This is a genomic window from Plantactinospora sp. WMMB334, assembly GCF_049179095.1.
In the GTDB taxonomy this organism is placed as follows: Bacteria; Actinomycetota; Actinomycetes; order Mycobacteriales; family Micromonosporaceae; genus Plantactinospora.
Window position 1 is genome coordinate 6296933 of record NZ_JBMHME010000002.1, and the last position, 16197, is coordinate 6313129.

The 16197-nt window shown below is 72.8% G+C and carries 13 protein-coding genes and 2 pseudogenes; 5 read left to right on the plus strand and 10 right to left on the minus strand.

Annotation, left to right across the window (positions count from 1 at the left end; genetic code table 11):
• Nucleotides 1-164: 164 nt before the first annotated feature.
• The 5 genes and pseudogenes from ACN27G_RS27085 to ligD (ACN27G_RS27105) form a co-directional block, all read right to left on the minus strand.
• Nucleotides 165-566: a hypothetical protein gene (locus ACN27G_RS27085; protein ID WP_421495562.1), complete on the minus strand. Its 402-nt coding sequence runs from the start codon at nt 564-566 to the stop codon at nt 165-167.
• 18 nt (nt 567-584) lie between these two features.
• Complete coding sequence (locus tag ACN27G_RS27090) at nt 585-1340, minus strand: hypothetical protein (RefSeq protein WP_421495563.1); 756 nt, start codon at nt 1338-1340, stop codon at nt 585-587.
• A gap of 24 nt (nt 1341-1364) precedes the next feature.
• Complete coding sequence (locus tag ACN27G_RS27095) at nt 1365-1667, minus strand: type VII secretion target (protein ID WP_421495564.1); 303 nt, start codon at nt 1665-1667, stop codon at nt 1365-1367.
• A 154-nt stretch (nt 1668-1821) separates the two neighbouring features.
• Nucleotides 1822-2739 (minus strand): non-homologous end-joining DNA ligase, encoded by a 918-nt coding sequence (gene ligD / locus ACN27G_RS27100; protein ID WP_421495565.1) that lies wholly within the window; start codon nt 2737-2739, stop codon nt 1822-1824.
• Between the two features lie 64 nt (nt 2740-2803).
• Nucleotides 2804-3754, minus strand: a pseudogene (gene ligD, locus ACN27G_RS27105) (non-homologous end-joining DNA ligase); the annotation flags it as partial.
• Nucleotides 3755-3921: 167 nt separating this feature from the next.
• On the opposite strand from ligD (ACN27G_RS27105), the gene ACN27G_RS27110 reads away from it, so the two are divergent.
• Complete coding sequence (locus ACN27G_RS27110; protein ID WP_421495566.1) at nt 3922-4941, plus strand: Ku protein; 1020 nt, start codon at nt 3922-3924, stop codon at nt 4939-4941.
• Between the two features lie 63 nt (nt 4942-5004).
• Here ACN27G_RS27110 and ACN27G_RS27115 read toward each other — a convergent pair whose 3' ends face one another.
• Both ACN27G_RS27115 and ACN27G_RS27120 read right to left on the minus strand, forming a co-directional pair.
• Nucleotides 5005-5940 carry a DUF5995 family protein gene (locus ACN27G_RS27115; protein ID WP_421495567.1) on the minus strand — a complete coding sequence of 312 codons (936 nt, stop codon included), beginning with the start codon at nt 5938-5940 and terminating at the stop codon, nt 5005-5007.
• A 513-nt stretch (nt 5941-6453) separates the two neighbouring features.
• On the minus strand, nt 6454-8787 hold the full coding sequence (locus tag ACN27G_RS27120) for a discoidin domain-containing protein (protein ID WP_421495568.1): 2334 nt from the start codon (nt 8785-8787) through the stop codon (nt 6454-6456).
• A 139-nt stretch (nt 8788-8926) separates the two neighbouring features.
• On the opposite strand from ACN27G_RS27120, the pseudogene ACN27G_RS27125 reads away from it, so the two are divergent.
• Both ACN27G_RS27125 and ACN27G_RS27130 read left to right on the plus strand, forming a co-directional pair.
• Nucleotides 8927-9571: pseudogene (locus ACN27G_RS27125) on the plus strand (HAD family hydrolase); the annotation flags it as partial.
• Complete coding sequence (locus ACN27G_RS27130) at nt 9569-9940, plus strand: Mth938-like domain-containing protein (protein WP_421497473.1); 372 nt, start codon at nt 9569-9571, stop codon at nt 9938-9940. The pseudogene ACN27G_RS27125 and the gene ACN27G_RS27130, both read left to right, overlap by 3 nt.
• A gap of 7 nt (nt 9941-9947) precedes the next feature.
• Here the strand turns inward: ACN27G_RS27130 and ACN27G_RS27135 are convergent, their stop codons facing one another.
• Nucleotides 9948-10727 (minus strand): methylenetetrahydrofolate reductase, encoded by a 780-nt coding sequence (locus ACN27G_RS27135; protein WP_421495569.1) that lies wholly within the window; start codon nt 10725-10727, stop codon nt 9948-9950.
• A 417-nt stretch (nt 10728-11144) separates the two neighbouring features.
• Between ACN27G_RS27135 and ACN27G_RS27140 the strand changes: the two genes are divergently transcribed.
• A complete protein-coding gene (locus ACN27G_RS27140) occupies nt 11145-11972 on the plus strand; it encodes an FkbM family methyltransferase (protein ID WP_421495570.1) in 828 nt (275 codons plus the stop codon).
• A 57-nt stretch (nt 11973-12029) separates the two neighbouring features.
• On the opposite strand, the gene ACN27G_RS27145 is transcribed toward ACN27G_RS27140, so the two are convergent.
• Complete coding sequence (locus ACN27G_RS27145) at nt 12030-13838, minus strand: acyltransferase family protein (RefSeq protein WP_421495571.1); 1809 nt, start codon at nt 13836-13838, stop codon at nt 12030-12032.
• A gap of 356 nt (nt 13839-14194) precedes the next feature.
• Here ACN27G_RS27145 and ACN27G_RS27150 point away from each other — a divergent pair, with 356 nt between their 5' ends.
• A complete protein-coding gene (locus ACN27G_RS27150; RefSeq protein WP_421495572.1) occupies nt 14195-15220 on the plus strand; it encodes an NADPH:quinone reductase in 1026 nt (341 codons plus the stop codon).
• A gap of 31 nt (nt 15221-15251) precedes the next feature.
• Here the strand turns inward: ACN27G_RS27150 and ACN27G_RS27155 are convergent, their stop codons facing one another.
• Nucleotides 15252-16166 carry an NADP-dependent oxidoreductase gene (locus tag ACN27G_RS27155; RefSeq protein ID WP_421495573.1) on the minus strand — a complete coding sequence of 305 codons (915 nt, stop codon included), beginning with the start codon at nt 16164-16166 and terminating at the stop codon, nt 15252-15254.
• Nucleotides 16167-16197: the final 31 nt, after the last annotated feature.

Genomic DNA, 16197 nt, shown 5'->3' on the forward strand with positions numbered 1-16197 from the left:
TGTCGCGCCAACGATACCGATGCCTGTCCAGGCTGGATCTGCTGATGCGTGACACCGGGTTCGTTCATCGGGTCCTGGCCGAGTTGGCAACGACGTAAGGTGAGCCCGACCGAGGCAGCGGTCCTGCTGGCGATCTCCCGTCCGCAAGTCCGCATTGCTCGCCTTCACCACTCGTCGGGGTGGTCGCGTCGCCACCGGTCCCGGTGCCGGCGCTCCCGCGCCAGCCGCTCGCGCAGTTCGGCGAACTCCCGCTCGCCCCGGGCGGCCTGTTCGGCCCGCTCCGACTCGGGGATCTCCGCCCAGCGCCGCATGAACTGGTCCACCCCGGTGTCCAGCCCGGAGGCGAAGACCGGGGAGGTGGCCGCCTCGCGCAGTCCGCGCCGGCCGTCCAGCACGTCGTCCACCAGCCGGCGGAAGTCCGGGTCGTCGGTACGCTCCCCGAGCACCCTCAGCGACTCGCGCAGGTGCCGGGAGAGCGCCGGGTCGCCACCGGCGACGTCGAGCAGCGGTTCGTCGTCCAGCAGCGATTCGTCGTCGTTTCCTCGGGTGTCGTCCGCTCGGGTCATGGTGTCGTCGACTCCGTTTCAGCCCCGGTGGTGGGAGACGGGCGTTTCCTTGGGCGGCCGCACCGCCGGATGGTCGTACTCCCGGGAGGGCAGGTACGGCAGGCTCGCGTTCTCCACCTCGCCGAGCAGCCCGGCGACCACCCCGGCGTACGCCTGCACGATGTTCCAGATGTGGTTCTGCACGCTGAGGATCTGCTGCCACTTCGCGGCCGCCTGCCCGGCGGTGAACGCAATGCTGGCGCCGCCGAGCAACGGGCCGATGACGGTGGGTGCCGAGGCGGCCGTGGCCGCCATCTCGATGCCGATCGCGATCAGCAGGTCGGTCAGTCCCTCCAGCAGGCCCTTGAGGGCGCCGGCCGTCTCGTAGACGCTGAACGCCGTCGTCTCCAGTTGGTAGCCGAGCGAGACGAGGGCGCTGATCTGCCCCCTGAGCACCTGCGATATCCCGCTGAAGTACTCGTCGGCGGTGTCGGCGGCGTTGCCCTCCCAGCCGTACCCGACGGTCGCGACGGCGGAGTTGACGACACTCGCGCAGGCGTCGTTGAACGCGGCCAGGTTCTGCACCGCCGCGCCGGCCGTCTGCAGCGCCTGCCAGTCGCCGGTCAGCTCCCCGGCGAGCCACTGCCACGGGTTGGTGCCGCAGACCAGCTCGGCTGCCCGGCCCAGCCAGTACGACGGGCTGATGTACTGCGGCAGCCCGAGCACGTTCTCGAGACTGTCCGGGATCGGATCCGCTGCCTTCGGCTCGACCAGATCGTCGATGGGTGCGGCCATGCCGTCGTCGTCCTCCCCACCCGCTCAGTGCGTGCGGTCGAACGTCTCGGCCGACCGGGCGTCCGTGGACTGGTAATAGTCCGCAGCCCGGTCGGCCTCCTGGGCGGAGAGGGTCAGCACGTTCGCCAGCTGGGCGTACGAGAGCGTCAACGTCCCCTTGATCCGGGCGACGGCGTCGAAGGCCGTCTGGTAGAGCGGCCCCCGGTCGCCGCTGATCTCCAACCACCGCTCGGTGTAGCGCTGTGCGGCCTCGGCATCATCGACCAGCCCGGCGATCTCGGCACCGAACTCGCGGATGATCGCCGGTTCCGCCTTGAAGTACGGCACGCGTTCTCCCCATACGTCCCCGGACACGACGGCGTCGAGGGTGGCAGCCGGCTGCTTCAGATCGGTTTCACCGCCGGTCCCATCGCCGGCCTCATCGCCGGTCTCATCGGCGGTACGCCTGCGGCGCCGGTCACGGATCGGCAGCCGGCGCCGGTCACCGGACCGGGAGCTCCGGGCCGCCGTCGAGCAGCTCGACCAGCAGGTCGCCGTACTCCTCGATCCGGTCCAGCACCTCGGCGGCGGGCAACTGGCGGACGGCGCCCGACTCGCCCTCGGCCGCCGCCTCGACCTCGGCCCAGGTCAGCGGGGTGGAGGCGGTGGGGGTGGGCTGCGCCCGCAGCGAATACGGCGTCACCGTCGTCTTCGCCGCGTTGTTCTGGCTCCAGTCGATGAAGACCTTGCCGGGGCGGAGCCGCTTCGCCATCTGGGCGGTGATCGACTTCGGCGCCTCGCGGGCCAGCTCCTCGGCGACCCGCCGGGCGTACGCCGACACGGTGTCGGCGGACTGCCGGCCCGAGATCGGGCAGAGCAACTGCATGCCCTTGCGGCCGGAGGTCTTCGGATAGCTGTCGACCCCGTCGGCGGCGAGCCGCTCCCGGAGCAGCAGGGCGACCTCGCAGCACTCGGCGAGCCCGGCCGGGGCGCCCGGGTCCAGGTCCATCACCATCAGGTCCGGGTCGGCACCGACCTTCCACTGTGGGGTGTGCAGCTCCAGCGCCGCCAGGTTCGCCAACCACACCAGCGTCGGCAGGTCGTCGCAGACGACGTAGTCCAGCATCTCCCGGCCCCTGGACGAGCCGGGCGACGGGAGCCGCTCCAGGCGTACCCAGTCCGGGGTGCCGCCGGGGGCGTTCTTCTCGAAGAAGGAGGCGCCGTCGACGCCGTTCGGGTAGCGGATCCGGGTCAGTGGGCGGTCGCGCAGGTGCGGCAGGAGCGCGCCGGAGACCCGGGTGTAGTAGTCGATCACCTCGCCCTTGGTGAAGCCGGAGGCCGGATAGAGCACCTTGTCCAGGTTGGAGAGCTCGAGGCCGCGGCCCCCGACCTCGACCCGGATCCGCTGTTCACGTGCCATCGACGTCCGCCACGTCGGTCACGTCAGTTACGTCGGTCGCCTCGCCCACGTCGGTCGCCTCGCCCACGTCGGTCACGTCCGTTACCGCCTTGTCCGGGCGCAGCCGGCGGATCCGGGGGAACCGCAGCCGGCCGTCCGGCGTCCGCTGGCCGTACTTCACCTCCACCACGATCTCCGGACGTACCCAGATCGCGCCCCGGGCATCCTCCCGGGGCACCGGGGTGACGAACGGCGACCCGCCGGTGCGCAGCGGCTCCAGCACCGACAGCAGCTCCCGCTCGATCGCCGCTCCGATCCCGCCGCCGACCCGGCCCCGGTAGACCAGGCCGCCGCCCGGCGCCGGCACCCCGACCAGCAGGCCGCCGATCCGGCGTACGCCGGGCCGCCAGCCGCCGACCACGAAGTCGTCGGTGACCTCCAGTTTCACCTTGACCCAGTCCGGCGAGCGGACCCCGGGCCGGTAGATCGCGTCGACCCGCTTCGAGACGACACCCTCCAGCCCGTGCTCGCCGGCCGCCTGATAGGTGGCGGCACCGTCGGGGAAGACCGGCGGCACCGCCCAGCGCGGCCCGGCCAGGCCGAGCGCCTCCAGCGCCTCCCGGCGGCGCAGGTAGGGCCAGCCGGTCAGATCCGTCCCGTCCCGCCGCAGCAGGTCGAAGATCATGTACGTCACCGGCAGGCTCGCCGCGAGCCGGGCGGCCCGGTTCCGCTCCCGGACGTGCATCCGCTCGGCCAGGGCGGTGAAGGACGGCTGGCCGCTCTCGGTCAGCACCACCACCTCGCCGTCGAGCACCGCGTCGGTCAGCTCCCGCTCGCGCAACTGCGCCCCGAGGGCGGCGAGCTCCGGATAGGCGGCGGTGATCTCGACCCCGGAGCGGGCGTAGAGCCGCAGCGTGCCGGCGGTGACGTCGCCGAGCGCGCGTACCCCGTCCCACTTGAACTCATGCACCCAGCCGGGGCCTGCGGGCAGCTCCCCGGTGACCGCGAGCATCGGCTTGACCGGGGTGCCGGGCACGATCTCACTCTAGGTCCAGCCCGAAACACTCGCGCCCGGTTCGATCCGGTGCGATCCTGGATCGAACCGGTCGCCCGCACCGGCAAACCGTGGGATACCGGCTGCTCAGGGGGACTTTCTCGCCCGACCGGGTGAATATCCACCCGGAGAGGGGAAGGTACGGGATCATGCGGGCTATCTGGCGGGGCGCCGTCTCCTTCGGGCTGGTCTCGATCGGCGTGCGGGTCTACTCGGCGACCGAGGAGAAGGACATCCGGTTCCACCAGGTGCACCGCACGGACGGTGGCCGGATCCGCTACAAGCGGGTCTGCTCCATCGACGGCGAGGAGGTCAGCTACGACGACATCGCCAAGGGGTACGACATCGGCGGCGGCGAGATGGTCATCCTCAGCGACGAGGACTTCGCCGAGCTGCCGCTGAGCACCTCGCACGCGATCGACGTGCTGGAGTTCGTCCCGGCCGAGCAGGTCGACCCGATCCTCTACAACAAGGCCTACTTCCTGGAGCCGGACAACGCGGCGATGAAACCGTACGTGCTGCTCCGGGACGCACTGACCGACTCGGAGCGGGTGGCCATCGTCAAGGTGGCGCTGCGGCAGCGGGAACAGCTCGCCACGCTGCGGGTCCGGGAGGGCGTGCTGCTGCTCAATACCATGCTCTGGCCGGACGAGATCCGCCGCCCCGACTTCGGCTTCCTCGACGAGGACATCACGGTACGCCCGCCGGAGCTGGCGATGGCGAGCTCGCTCATCGACTCGATGGCCGGCGAGTTCGAGCCGGACGTCTTCACCGACGACTACCGGACCGCGCTCCAGGAGGTGATCGACGCCAAGGTGGAGGGCCGGGAGGTGGTGCAGCCGGAGGAGGTCGAGGAGGCCCCGGCGGCGGCGGTCGACCTGATGGCGGCGCTGCGCGCGTCGGTGGACCGGGCCCGGGCCGCCCGGGGCGAGGAGCCGGCCGGGGCCGGCGCCGGCCAGCCCACCCCGATCTCCGCCGCCAAGTCCGCGAAGGCCGCGGCGGCGAAGAAGACCACCCCGGCCGCGAAGAAGACCGCCACCGCGAAGAAGGCCGGCGACAAGGCCGCCAAGAAGCCGGCGGAGAAGTCCACCGCGGCCAAGAAGACCGCGAAGAAGACCGCCGCCGCCAAGAAGACCCCCGCGAAGAAATCTCCGCGCAAGTCCGCCTAAGGTGTAAGGAAGGGCCCCCGCTTATCGTTTTCTGTTGTAGAAGGGCCCCCGCCTAACAGGGGCTCAGTATGCCGGCGGCGTGCCGAACGGGTACGCCTGCGGCGGCGCGTCGGCATTGTGCGCGGCACAGTACGCCGCCCGGGGGCTGGGCCCGGTGAACGGCGGGACGTAGCTGGTCAGCACGGCCAGTCCGGCGGCGATCGCCACGGCGCTGGACTCGATGTCGAACTCGACCACTGCCCGGGCGAAGGGCGTACGGGCGCCGGCCAGCCGGACGGCGTTGCGCCATGCCTGCTCCCGCCAACTGATGATCAGCGCCAGGACGGTGCCGGTGGAGATGCCGACGTCGAAGCCCTGCGCGTCGAAGCGGGCGATCAGCTCGGCCAGCAGCGGATCCATCACCGCTTCGAGGATCTCGTTGACCTTGTCGTGGTCGGGCTTGCGGCTGCTGCCGTCCGGAGTGGTCAGCCCGACCCGTTCGAGCACGTACGGCAGGTCGCGGTTGATGTGCGCGTTCATGCCGAGCATCAGGTCACCGGCTCCGGTGAGCCGACGGGACCGCGCCGCGTCCAGGGCGGCGAGCCATGCGCCGGGTACGGCGGAGCGGCGCCCGGCCGCCCAGTCGTCGTACGCCCGGTAGTAGTACTCGGCGAAGAGCGCGCCCTCCCGGTTGACCCAGGCGTTGTCGGCGAAGTAGCCGTCCTGGTCCCGCCCCCACTTGAAGCCCTGGGTGGTCCGCAGGTATGCGAGCACGAAGGTGGCGTGGTGGCCGCAGGCTTGCCCGAGCCGGGCGAAGCGCTCCCGGAGGTCGGCGATGGTGCCGTCCACGCACCCGGCACCGCCGTCCGGGCAGGTGTCCGGCACCTCCGCCCGCGCCGCCGCTGCCTGCGCCGATCGGGTCGACGGCGGGGTGGCGAAGGCCGGTGGGGCGACCGGGGTAGCCACCGTCGCGCCCAGCGTGGCTGCCAGCAGTGCGCGCCATGCCGTCTGTCGTCCCATGACCGCCCCCTCAGATGATGATCGACATCAATCTAAGAACATCATTCCGAATCTGAGTTACCAGTCAGGAATGTTGGTCTGATACCCGACTCGACCAGCAGAAAGGGTGGTGTCGGCAGTTATCCTGACGGCCGGTCGCGGCAGCGGTCGTCACACCCGGCGACACCGCGCCGCGCCGAGACTCCCGGCCGGTCCGCCGGATGCGGGCGGAGCGGACCGGCCGGGGCATCCCGTCGGCGGGTGCCGGGCAGCCGCCAGCCGTCGCCGAGCAGCCATCGGCGGTCGCCGGGCAGCCGCCAGCCGTTGCCGGGCAGCCGCCAGCCGTCGCCGAGCAGCCATCGGCAGTCGCCGGGCAGCCGTCAGCCGTTGCCGAGCAGCCGTCACCCGTCACCCGTCAGCGGTCACCCGTCATCCGTCAGCGGGCAGCCGTCACCCGTCACCCGTCATCCGTCATCCGTCAGCGGGCAGCCGTCACCCGTCACCCGTCATCCGTCAGCGGTCGCTGAGCAGCCGTCAGCGGTTGCCGAGCACCGTCACCTCGGCCAGCCCGGCCCGCGCGTAGGGCACCTCGGGCAGGTCGGTGACGGTGACCCGGACGTACCGGCCGAGCCCGGTGAAGAGTCCACGCTGGGTCGCGGTGGTCAGCGCGTTGTCGGTGCGGTCCAGCACCGGCACCCAGTGCTGGGCGTCGGTGGAGGTCTCCACCAGGTAGCCGTACCCGAACTCGGCGCCGTGCGGGTCACCGGCCGGGACGTCGGCACACTGCCCGGCCGCCGGCCCGGCGACGCTGTTCGGCTCGCCGTCGCGCACCGGTGCCGGCTGGTTGCCGGCGCAGGCCAGCCCGCCCCGCACGCCGTTGCCGGAGACCACCAGCGGGGTCCCGCCGGTCCGGTTGCCGACCAGGGTCACCGGCCCGGTCACCTGGTTGCCGGTGAGCACCACCCGGCCGGTCGTGCCGACCACCGACAGCGGGCCGGTGACGCGCACGCCGGTGAGCTGCACGGACCGGGCGCCGAGCGCGGAGACCGGGCCGGTCACGGTCGCGTCGGTGGCGGCCAGCGAGGCCCCCGGCAGCACGGTGACCGGGCCGGTCACCGTCGCACCGGCGGCCAGGCAGGTCACCCCGGCGGGCACGGTCAGCGGCCCGGTGTGCCGGCCCGTCACGGTACGGGTGCAGGCCGCCCGCAGGTCGGTGGCGGGGAAGGTGAGCTGGATGCCGGTCAGCGTGTACCAGCGGCCCAGGTCGACCTGCCAGCTCTGCCCGGTGCCGGTGGCGGCGGCCCGCCAGGCGGTGCCCGGGTCGCCGTCGACGGCGAGCGCGCCGGGCTGGTCGGGCAGCGCGCTGCTGGTGGCGGTGGGGCGGCCCGCGGAGAGCGTCACCGGGCTGTCCCCGGCGGTGTAGCGGGTGTAGTTGTGGAGCCGCTTGGCCTGCGGCAACGGATGCCCGGTCACCTTGGCGGCGAGGTCGCACGGGCCGTTGCTCCTGATCGTCACGGACCGGCCCTGGATGTACTCGATGACCTCTTCCCGGTCGTCGCCGCAGAAGTCGGCGTGCCAGAGCCGGGCCGCCGGATCGAGGGTGCTGATCACGTCCCCGGCACCGTTCATGATGGTGGTCGGCTCGCCGCAACCCCGGTTCCACACCATGATCAGATCGCTGTAGTCGCCGGTCCAGTTGTGGATCGGCTCCGGGATCGAGCCCCAGCAGCCCCGGGTCTCCCGCGCCTCCCGCCAGACGTGCCGGCCGTCGACGTCGAGCAGGAAGAGCCCGTCGTAGCCCTGGGCGCTCCGGTCGATCCGGTCCAGGCCGAGGGACTCCAGGCCGGGCAGGTCGGGCAGGTAGTCGCCGGTCATGATGTTCTGGGTCTCGACGATGTCGGCGTTGCGCCAGATCTCCGCCCCGGTACGCCCGTCGTGCGCCACCGCCGCGTCCCCGCCGAGGATCAGCTCCAGGTCGTCGTCGCCGGTGATGTCGGCCATCCACATGGTGTCGGCGTGCCCGCCGCCCCGGTGCTGCCAGAGCAGGTCACCGTCCGGGCTCAGCATGTCGTAGCCGATCATGATCTCCTGGCGCCCGTCGCCGGTGAAGTCGTACGGCCACGGGTAGTGGCCGGTGTTGCCGCGGTGGGTCCAGAGCAGGTTCCCCTGGTCGTCCAGCGCCCACGCCGTCTCGTAGCGGTCCTTCAGCACGATCTCCCGCGCGGTGTTCCCGCCGCTGAGGTTGGCGAAGATGATCGCGTCGTGCGCCAGCCGGTCCGGCAGGGCGAAGTCCCGGACGAGTCGACCGGTCCGACCATCGAAGATCATGAACCGGCCCTCGGCCGTGGTGTCGCCGCCGGGGTGCATGACCGCGACGACCTCGTTGTCCCCGTCGCCGTCCACGTCGTGCACCTGGGCCGGGATGTCGCTGCCGTTGTTGCGCCCGCGCGGATCGACCGCCCCGGCCTGCCAGAGCAGCCGCCCGTCCAGGTCGTACGCGGTCAGCGCGGCGACCAACGCGCCCTCGTAGCGGTCGTCGGCGATGTAGTGCGGCTGCATCATCACCACGTCCAGCCGGCCGTCCCCGGTGACGTCGCCGAGCAGCGGCCGGGCGCCACCTCCGGCGGCGCCGGTGTCGAAGCTGGTGACCACGGTCGGTTCAATGACCACGGTCGGTTCAATGACCACGGTCGGTTCAATGACCACGGTCGGTTCAATGACCACGGTCGGTTCAATGACCACGGTCGGTTCGATCTGCGCCGCGCCGGCCGGGGCGGCGGGTGCCACCCCGGCGAGTGCCACCAGCAGGGCGAGCACCGCTCCGGCACCCGGCAGGCGGAGGTGCCGGCTCGACGGCTTCGGGGACATGGACGACCTCCGGTTCGACTCGCCGGGTTTCATGAATCGTTTCAACGTCGCCAACCGAACCTACTGACCCACATGGGCGGATGTCAATACCTACCAGGCCGGCCGCCGGGGCGAGACCGGATCTTCCGGGTGAGGCAGGATGGAAGCCGTGGTGGACGCGGTGATCTTCGACCTCGACGGCGTACTGGTGGACTCGGAACCTGTCTGGGAGCGGGTCCGACGGCGCTACGTCGACGCCCGCGGCGGCCGGTGGCAGCCCGACACCCAGCGCCGGCTGATGGGGATGAGCACCGGGGAGTGGTCCTCCTACCTCGGCGAGCTCGGCGTTCCCGGCAGCACCGAGCAGATCGCGACCGAGGTGATCGACGCGATGGCCGAGGAGTACCAGGAGCAACTTCCGGTGATCGACGGCGCGCCCGAGGTGGTCCGGCGGCTCGCCCGGCACTGGCCGCTCGGGCTGGCCAGCTCGTCCCCGCGCCGGCTGATCGACGTGGCGCTGGCCGCGACCGGGCTGGCCGAGGAGTTCCGGGTGACCCTCTCCACCGAGGAGGTGGCCCGGGGCAAGCCGGCCCCGGACGCCTACCTGACCGTCGCGGAGCGCCTGGGCGTGCCGGCCGGCCGCTGCGTCGCGATCGAGGACTCCAGCAACGGCGTACGCTCGGCCGCCGCCGCCGGCATGCGGGTGGTGGCGGTCCCGCACGGGGCGTACCCGCTCGACCCGGACGCCGAACAGCTCGCCGCGTTGATCCTGCCACAACTGGGCGATCTCACCGAGGAATCCGTGCCGCCGGCCCGGTCACCCCGGATCCTGGAGATCTCCTGGGGCAGCATGACCGTCGACGGGCTCGGCGACGGCAAGGACTTCAAGCTCTATCCGGGCGGCGGCCGGCCCTGGGACTGGTCCGAGACCGGCACCCGGCACGAGCCGGGGATCCAGCCGGCCGACGTCGAGGAACTCCTCGCCAACGGAGCGACCCGGGTGGTGCTCTCCGAGGGTTTCGACGGGCGGCTGCGGGTCGACCCCGCCACGCTGCGGTTCCTCCAGGAACGGGGCGTCGAGATCCAGGTGGCCCGGACCGGCGAGGCCGTCGCGCTCTACAACGGCCTCGCCGCGCGGGAGCCGGTCGGCGGCCTCTTCCACTCCACCTGCTGACCTGGCACTATCCCCGGCCCTCCAGCCGCAGTGCCATCTCGCGGTAGCGCGCCACCGGCACCAGATGCACGCCGTCGAACGCACCGCTGTCCCGCAGCCGCTCGATCTGCTCGCAGGCCGCGTCCACGCCAGCCCGCCGGTCCCGCCCCACCCGGGCGACCAGGTCGGCCGGGATCTCGATGTCCGGAATCGTCGCCGCGAGCCGCTGCGCCATCGCCGGGCTCGCCAGCACCATCACCCCGGCGTAGACCGGCACGTCGAGCGCGACGGACTCGCGCCAGCGCAGCAGGGCGTCGACCGAGAAGCTGACCTGCGCGAAGACGAAGTCGGCGGCGCGCTTCCAGCTCGGCAGCCGGCGCAGGCCGGCGGCCACGCCCACCCGGAACGGCGGCAACCCGGCGAAGACCGGACCCTCACCGGCCGCGCGGGCCTCGTCGATCATCGCGCGTACGGTGAGCTCGCCGCTCCGGTCGCCGACCGCCGGCTTGTCGCCGTAGACGAAGAGGAACTCCCGCACCCCGTACGCGGCGGCGGTCAGCATGTCCCGCTGGAACCCGAGCCGGTTGCGGTCCCGGGCGTTCAGGCAGGCGATGCTCCGGCCACCCATCGCCGCCACCTCGTGCGCGACCGCGATGCTCGACACCGTGGCCCGGCCGATGTGGTTGTCGGGAATCAGGAACGAGGAGGCCACCGGAGCCAGCACCCCGATCTGGTGGCGGACGTGCCGCAGGTCGGGACGGGTCGGCGGCTCGATCTCGCAGATCAGCTCGAAGCTCGGCGGGTCCATGTGAGCAGCGTAGGCGGCGCGGGTCCGGCCGGTCCGGCGCCGCGCGGCCGAGGTGGCCGTCTCGTCAACCGGTCACCCAGCCCAGCGCCCGCCCGGCCGGCCGGGTGTGTCGGCTTTACGTCAGGACGGCGCAGGCGGACGGACCAGGTCGGGCGGATCGGGTGTGCAGCACCGGCGGCGCCGAGGAGATCGCGGAGGCGGCGAAACGGCGCCGGACAAGGGCGTTTCTGCGGAGTACGCCCGGCTCCGACCGCATCGCTCCCCACTCCGGCCATGACCAGCACAAACACGAGAGCGTTCCACGTATAACTCCGCTTCGTGGCCACCCTGTTGCTGAACGTGATTGTCTGCGTACCATGCCCGAGGAGCAGGCCACGATGCGACATCCCCCAACGATCAGCGAGAACGGTCAACGGTATGCCAACTTTTCGATCGACGCTGCGCCGCGCCTTCCACCAGTCCGGCGCACACCACGTCCGTCGGGCCGCCCACCGGATCGCCCTCCGTACCCGGGCAGGGGCGTTCCGCAACGAGATAGGCGTGATCATGCACGCCGACCACACCGACATCCGCGGCACCGAACTCGCCGTCTACAAGGGAAACCTCGACCGGAAGGCGGTGGCCGCCTGGCGGCGCCTGGTCGCCGAGATCCGGCCCACCGTGGCTGTGGACGTGGGCGCCAACTACGGCGAGGTGGCCTTCTCGACCTGCTACTACGGGCTCCGGGAACTGCATCTCGTCGAGCCGAACCCGGCCGTGCTCCCCTGGCTGGGCAAGACGATCGCGGCGGCCGCCGCCGACTATCCGGGCACCGTGCTGCACGCGGGTGCCGCCAGCGACCGGTCCGGCACCGCCCGGCTCTACCTACACCAGCACACCGGCGTCGCGTCGCTGCGGGTGCAGAACGACCGGGGCGTCGAAGTGGAGTGCTTCCGGCTGGACGAACGGATCCACCTGCGCGACGACGACTCGCTGCTGTTCAAAATCGACGTCGAGGGTCACGAGCAGGCCGCCCTGGAGGGCATGGCCGGGCTCCTCCGCCACCGGCGGGTCGCCGGCATCTGCGAGGTGCTGCACGCCGACGACGCCCTGCTGGAATACCTCTGCGCCAACTTCGCGGTCACCCTCCAGCGCGCCGGCCGGGAAGAGCCGGTGGACGAGGCGCAGTTGCGTGCCACCGTCGCCCGGGCCAGGGAGGACGGCTGGGGCGACCTCAGCAAGGACGTGGTGCTCCGGTCCCGCTGACCGGCGGCAGCCGCAGGCCGTCCGAGCGGGGGCGACCGCAGGCCGGGAGGGGCCGGGCTAGGCGGCACAGACGAACTGCGGATCCGCCCAGACGCCTACCGCACCGCCGGAGGCGCTGCTGGTCACCAGGTCGACGAAGCTGGCCCTCGGGATCCGCACGTCGATCTGCTCGGCGCTGTCCGCCCGGCTCCGCACACCCGACTCGAAAACGGTCACGTCGTCCGCGCGTACCGCGAAGACGACCTCGACATCGTCGTCACCGACATCGATGACGGCCCGGAGCCGCTCGCAGCCGAGCGGCGGTTGCACCCGGAGCCGGCTCGGCGCCGCGGTGAGCACCGCGCGCGGATAGACCTGGCCGTGCACGGTGACCGAGCCGGGGCTCGGCCCGGCCGCTGGCGGCGGCGAGGACCGCCGCTCCGCGCCTCCGTCCACGGCGCTGCCCTCCACCAGGATCGGCAGGTCGGAGAGGCGGTAGGTGACCTCGGCCCGGGCCATCTGGGCAGGGCTGCGGGTCGTCACGCCCGGCCACAGGTTGAGCGCCACGAACCCCAGGCCGACGGCGAGCACCGCGACCGTCGCGGTCATCGCCCGGTGCCAGCGCCGGGCGGCGCCGGCCGTCAGCGGTACGGCGGCCACCGCCACCGGTACGGCGGCCGGTCGCACCGCCGGCCCGGCGGGCGGCCCGGCACCGACGGCCGGGCGTGGACGGACGGAAGGCGGGATCACCGCCGGCCGGCGCCGAGCGGCCAGATCCTCGATCCAACCGACGAGCGCCACCACCACGGCGACCAGCAGCCAGACGGCGGCGAGCCGGAGCGCGACGGTCTGCACCCAGCCGGAGACGGCCACCGGGGCGATCAACGCCCCGGCCAGCACCCCGGCCGGCAGGTGCCACAGGTAGATGGTGACCGCCCGGGCGTTCAACAGCTCCACGAGGCGGTCCAGCGGGCGGATCCGGGCCAGCCAGTCGAGTCGCGGGCGGAACCGGAGCACCGTCGCGACGAAGGCCATCGACCACAGGGTGTTGCCGCCGGCGATCCGGTTCAGGTCGTAGTTCCCGCTCGACCAGCCCACCACGAGCACCCAGGCGGCTCCGGTCACGGCGAGCGCGGCGACGGCGAGCGCGTACCGCCGGGCGGGGATCCGGCGCAGCAGCCCGTCGTGGTGCGCGAAACCCAGCAGCCAGCAGGCGAGGTAGGTGCTGACGTTGGTGGCCTGCTCGTTGAAGTACCCGCCGACGGTCACCACGTCGAACCGGAAGGCGATCGGCAGCGCGACCGCCAGTGCCAGGCTCTGCCAGGGCCAGCGCCGGAAGGCGGCGAGCAGCACCGGCGAGAGCAGCACCAGCCACAGATAGGTGACGATGTACCAGAGCACGACGTTGTAGGCCCAGGCCCACGGCTGGTCGCCGACCGGCGGCGTGCGGGCCGGAAAGACCCACCAGGCCAGCTCGCCCCAGCCGAGCCGGGCCTCCGGCTCCGTCCGCCAGCCGGTCACCAGCAACAGCGTGACCGTGACCGCTCCGAAGCCCCACAGGGGTGGCAGCAGCCGGCGCAGCCGGCGGCCGACCGCGCGCCGCCCGGCGCGGTCCAGCGAGCCGGCCATCAGCGATCCGGCGAGCGCGAACATCAGCCCCATCGCCGGGAAGAGCACGGTCAGCCAGATCCAGCCGAGCACGTGGTAGCTCACCACCCGGACCAGTGCCGCCGCCCGCCACAGGTCGAGATACCGGTCCCGGCCTTCCGTCGGCGCACCTGGCCGATCCTCCGCCGGCGCGGCAGGCCGATCCCCTGCCGGCGCGGCAGGCCGATCCTCGCCCGGTACGACGGCAGCCGTCACCGTCGGCTCGGTTGACGAAGTCATCGGCGTCTCCACGTCTCCGGTCGGACCGCGCCCGGCGGCCCCCGCCCACCGCCCAGAACCGCCCAGACGGGCAGGCGCTTCGACAGACGGACGTTGCCCAACAGTCCTACCCGACAAACCTGAACGATTCCTGACCGGGGTCGGCGCAGGTCGGCGCATGTCCCTCCTTCGGGTGCGGCCGGGTTTCGTGGCGCGATGTGACGTCCCACACCCCGCCACGGCGCGGCGAAACTCCGGCGCTCCACCCGGTCGGGCAGCAAGATGGGTGGATGGCCGGCGAGTGCGCGGAGCCGACCGCGCAGACCGGGATCGAGACCGAGAGGTGATCGTGGGTGGCAGCACCGGGGAGGTCAACGATGAAGGCAGCCGTCTACCAGCGCACCGGCGACCCGTCCGTCCTCGAGGTGGTCGACCGGCCGGTGCCGGAGCCGGGCCCGGGTGAGGTGCTGGTCCGGGTGGCGGTCTCCGGGGTCAATCCGACCGACTGGAAGTCGCGGCGGGGCGACGGGTCGGGGGCGCCGCCCCGGCACGGCTGGCAGATCCCCCACCAGGACGGTGCGGGGATCATCGAGTCGGTCGGCACCGGGGTGGACGCGAAGCTGACCGGCGAACGGGTCTGGATCTGGGAAGCGGCCTGGCAGCGGCCGTGGGGCACCGCGGCGGAGTACACGGTGGTGCCGGTCCGGCAGGTCGTCCGGCTCGGCTCGGCCTCCTTCGACCTCGGTGCCAGCCTCGGCATCCCGTTCCTGACCGCGCACCGCTGCCTCACCGTCGGCGAGACGATGCCGGACCGGCTCGACGTCGGCGCGCTCAGCGGGCGGACCGTGCTGGTGCAGGGCGGGGCGGGTGCGGTCGGCAACGCCGCCGTCCAGCTCGCCCGCTGGGCCGACGCCACCGTCATCGCCACGGTCAGCAGCGCCGAGAAGGCACAGCTCGCGGTCGCCGCAGGCGCGTCACACGTGATCAACTACCGCGACGAGGACGTGGTGGCCGAGGTCCGGAAGATCGTGCCGGACGGGGTGGACGCGATCGTCGAGGTCGCCGCCGCGCACAACGCCGAGACCGACTGCCAGGTGATCGGCGCCAACGGGGCGGTCGCGGTCTACGCCGACGACGGCGGCGGGTCGCTCACCCTGCCGGTCCGCCCGCTGATGGTGCCGAACGTCCGCTGGCAGTTCGTGCTCGTCTACACCCTGCCGACGGTGGCCAAGGCACACGCCGTGACCGACGTGGCCGCCGCCGCGTCCTCCGGGGTGCTCCGGGTCGGCGCCGAGGTGGGCCTGCCGCTGCACTACCACCCGTTGGACGAGGTGGCCCGGGCACACCAGGCCGTGCAGGACTCGGCGGTGGGCAAGGTGCTGGTGGTGACCAGCGAGTCCTGAGTACCGCAGATCACCGGGGCGCCGCCCGCCGCTACGGGACGAGGACGATCTTTCCGCGCAGCCGTCCCGCCTCGACCAGCCGGTGTGCGTGGGCCGCCTCCGCCAGCGGCAGCGTGGCCGCGACCCGGGTGCGCAGCCGCCCGTCGGCGACCTCCGCCATCAGCTCGGCCAGCATCGGCCGGTCGAGCCGGATCAGCACGATCTCCTGCCGTACCCCGCGCTCCGGGTCGATCGGCGGGACCGGCCGGGTCGACACCAGCGTGCCGCCGTCGGCGACCGCGGCGGCGGCCTCCGGCCCGAGCGGCACCGCGTCGAGCACCGCCGGCACCGGCCCGACCCCGGCCAGCCCGGCGGAGCGCGGCACCACCTCGGCGACGCCGAGGCTGCCGACCCACTCCTCGTCGTCGGTGCTGGCCAGCGCGATCACCCGGAGCCCGGCCCGCGCCGCCAACTGGGCCGCGAAGCCGCCCACCCCACCGCTGGCGCCGGTGACCAGCACGGTCGAGCCGGGAGCCGGCGACATCATCTCCAGCGCCCGCCGGGCGGTCAGCGCGTTCAGCCCCACGGTCGCCGCCTCCGCCGGGTCCAGCCCGTCCGGCACGCCGACCAGCCAGTCGGGCCGGGCCACCAGAAGCTCGGCGTACGCGCCGACGCTGCCCCGGGTCTGATACCACGGCACCATCCCGGCGACCCGGTCGCCGGTTCGGTGGCCGGGGACACCGTCGCCGACCGCCGCCACGTCACCGGCGAAGTCCCAGCCGAGCAGGAAGGGTGGCTCGACCGGCCCGCCGGGGATCGGCCCGATCCGCGCGGCCACGTCGGCGGGATGCACCGCCGCCGCGCGCACCCGGACGAGGATCTCACCGGGGCCGGCGACCGGGTCCGGTCGCTCGACCACCGCAAGCACACCGGGCCCGCCCAGCGCCGTCACCGCCACCGCTCGCATCGCACGCCCCTTCCGCGTGCCCGACATCCTT

Bases quoted from the DNA above. Each gene is read 5' to 3' on its own strand.
- ACN27G_RS27115 (WP_421495567.1), bottom strand. From the start codon at position 5,940: ATGGGACGACAGACGGCATGGCGCGCACTGCTGGCAGCCACGCTGGGC.
- ACN27G_RS27135 (WP_421495569.1), bottom strand. From the start codon at position 10,727: ATGGACCCGCCGAGCTTCGAGCTGATCTGCGAGATCGAGCCGCCGACC.
- ligD (WP_421495565.1), bottom strand. From the start codon at position 2,739: ATGGCACGTGAACAGCGGATCCGGGTCGAGGTCGGGGGCCGCGGCCTC.
- ACN27G_RS27140 (WP_421495570.1), top strand. From the start codon at position 11,145: ATGCCAACTTTTCGATCGACGCTGCGCCGCGCCTTCCACCAGTCCGGC.
- ACN27G_RS27110 (WP_421495566.1), top strand. From the start codon at position 3,922: ATGCGGGCTATCTGGCGGGGCGCCGTCTCCTTCGGGCTGGTCTCGATC.
- ACN27G_RS27085 (WP_421495562.1), bottom strand. From the start codon at position 566: ATGACCCGAGCGGACGACACCCGAGGAAACGACGACGAATCGCTGCTG.
- ACN27G_RS27150 (WP_421495572.1), top strand. From the start codon at position 14,195: ATGAAGGCAGCCGTCTACCAGCGCACCGGCGACCCGTCCGTCCTCGAG.
- ACN27G_RS27145 (WP_421495571.1), bottom strand. From the start codon at position 13,838: ATGACTTCGTCAACCGAGCCGACGGTGACGGCTGCCGTCGTACCGGGC.
- ACN27G_RS27090 (WP_421495563.1), bottom strand. From the start codon at position 1,340: ATGGCCGCACCCATCGACGATCTGGTCGAGCCGAAGGCAGCGGATCCG.
- ACN27G_RS27155 (WP_421495573.1), bottom strand. From the start codon at position 16,166: ATGCGAGCGGTGGCGGTGACGGCGCTGGGCGGGCCCGGTGTGCTTGCG.
- ACN27G_RS27120 (WP_421495568.1), bottom strand. From the start codon at position 8,787: ATGTCCCCGAAGCCGTCGAGCCGGCACCTCCGCCTGCCGGGTGCCGGA.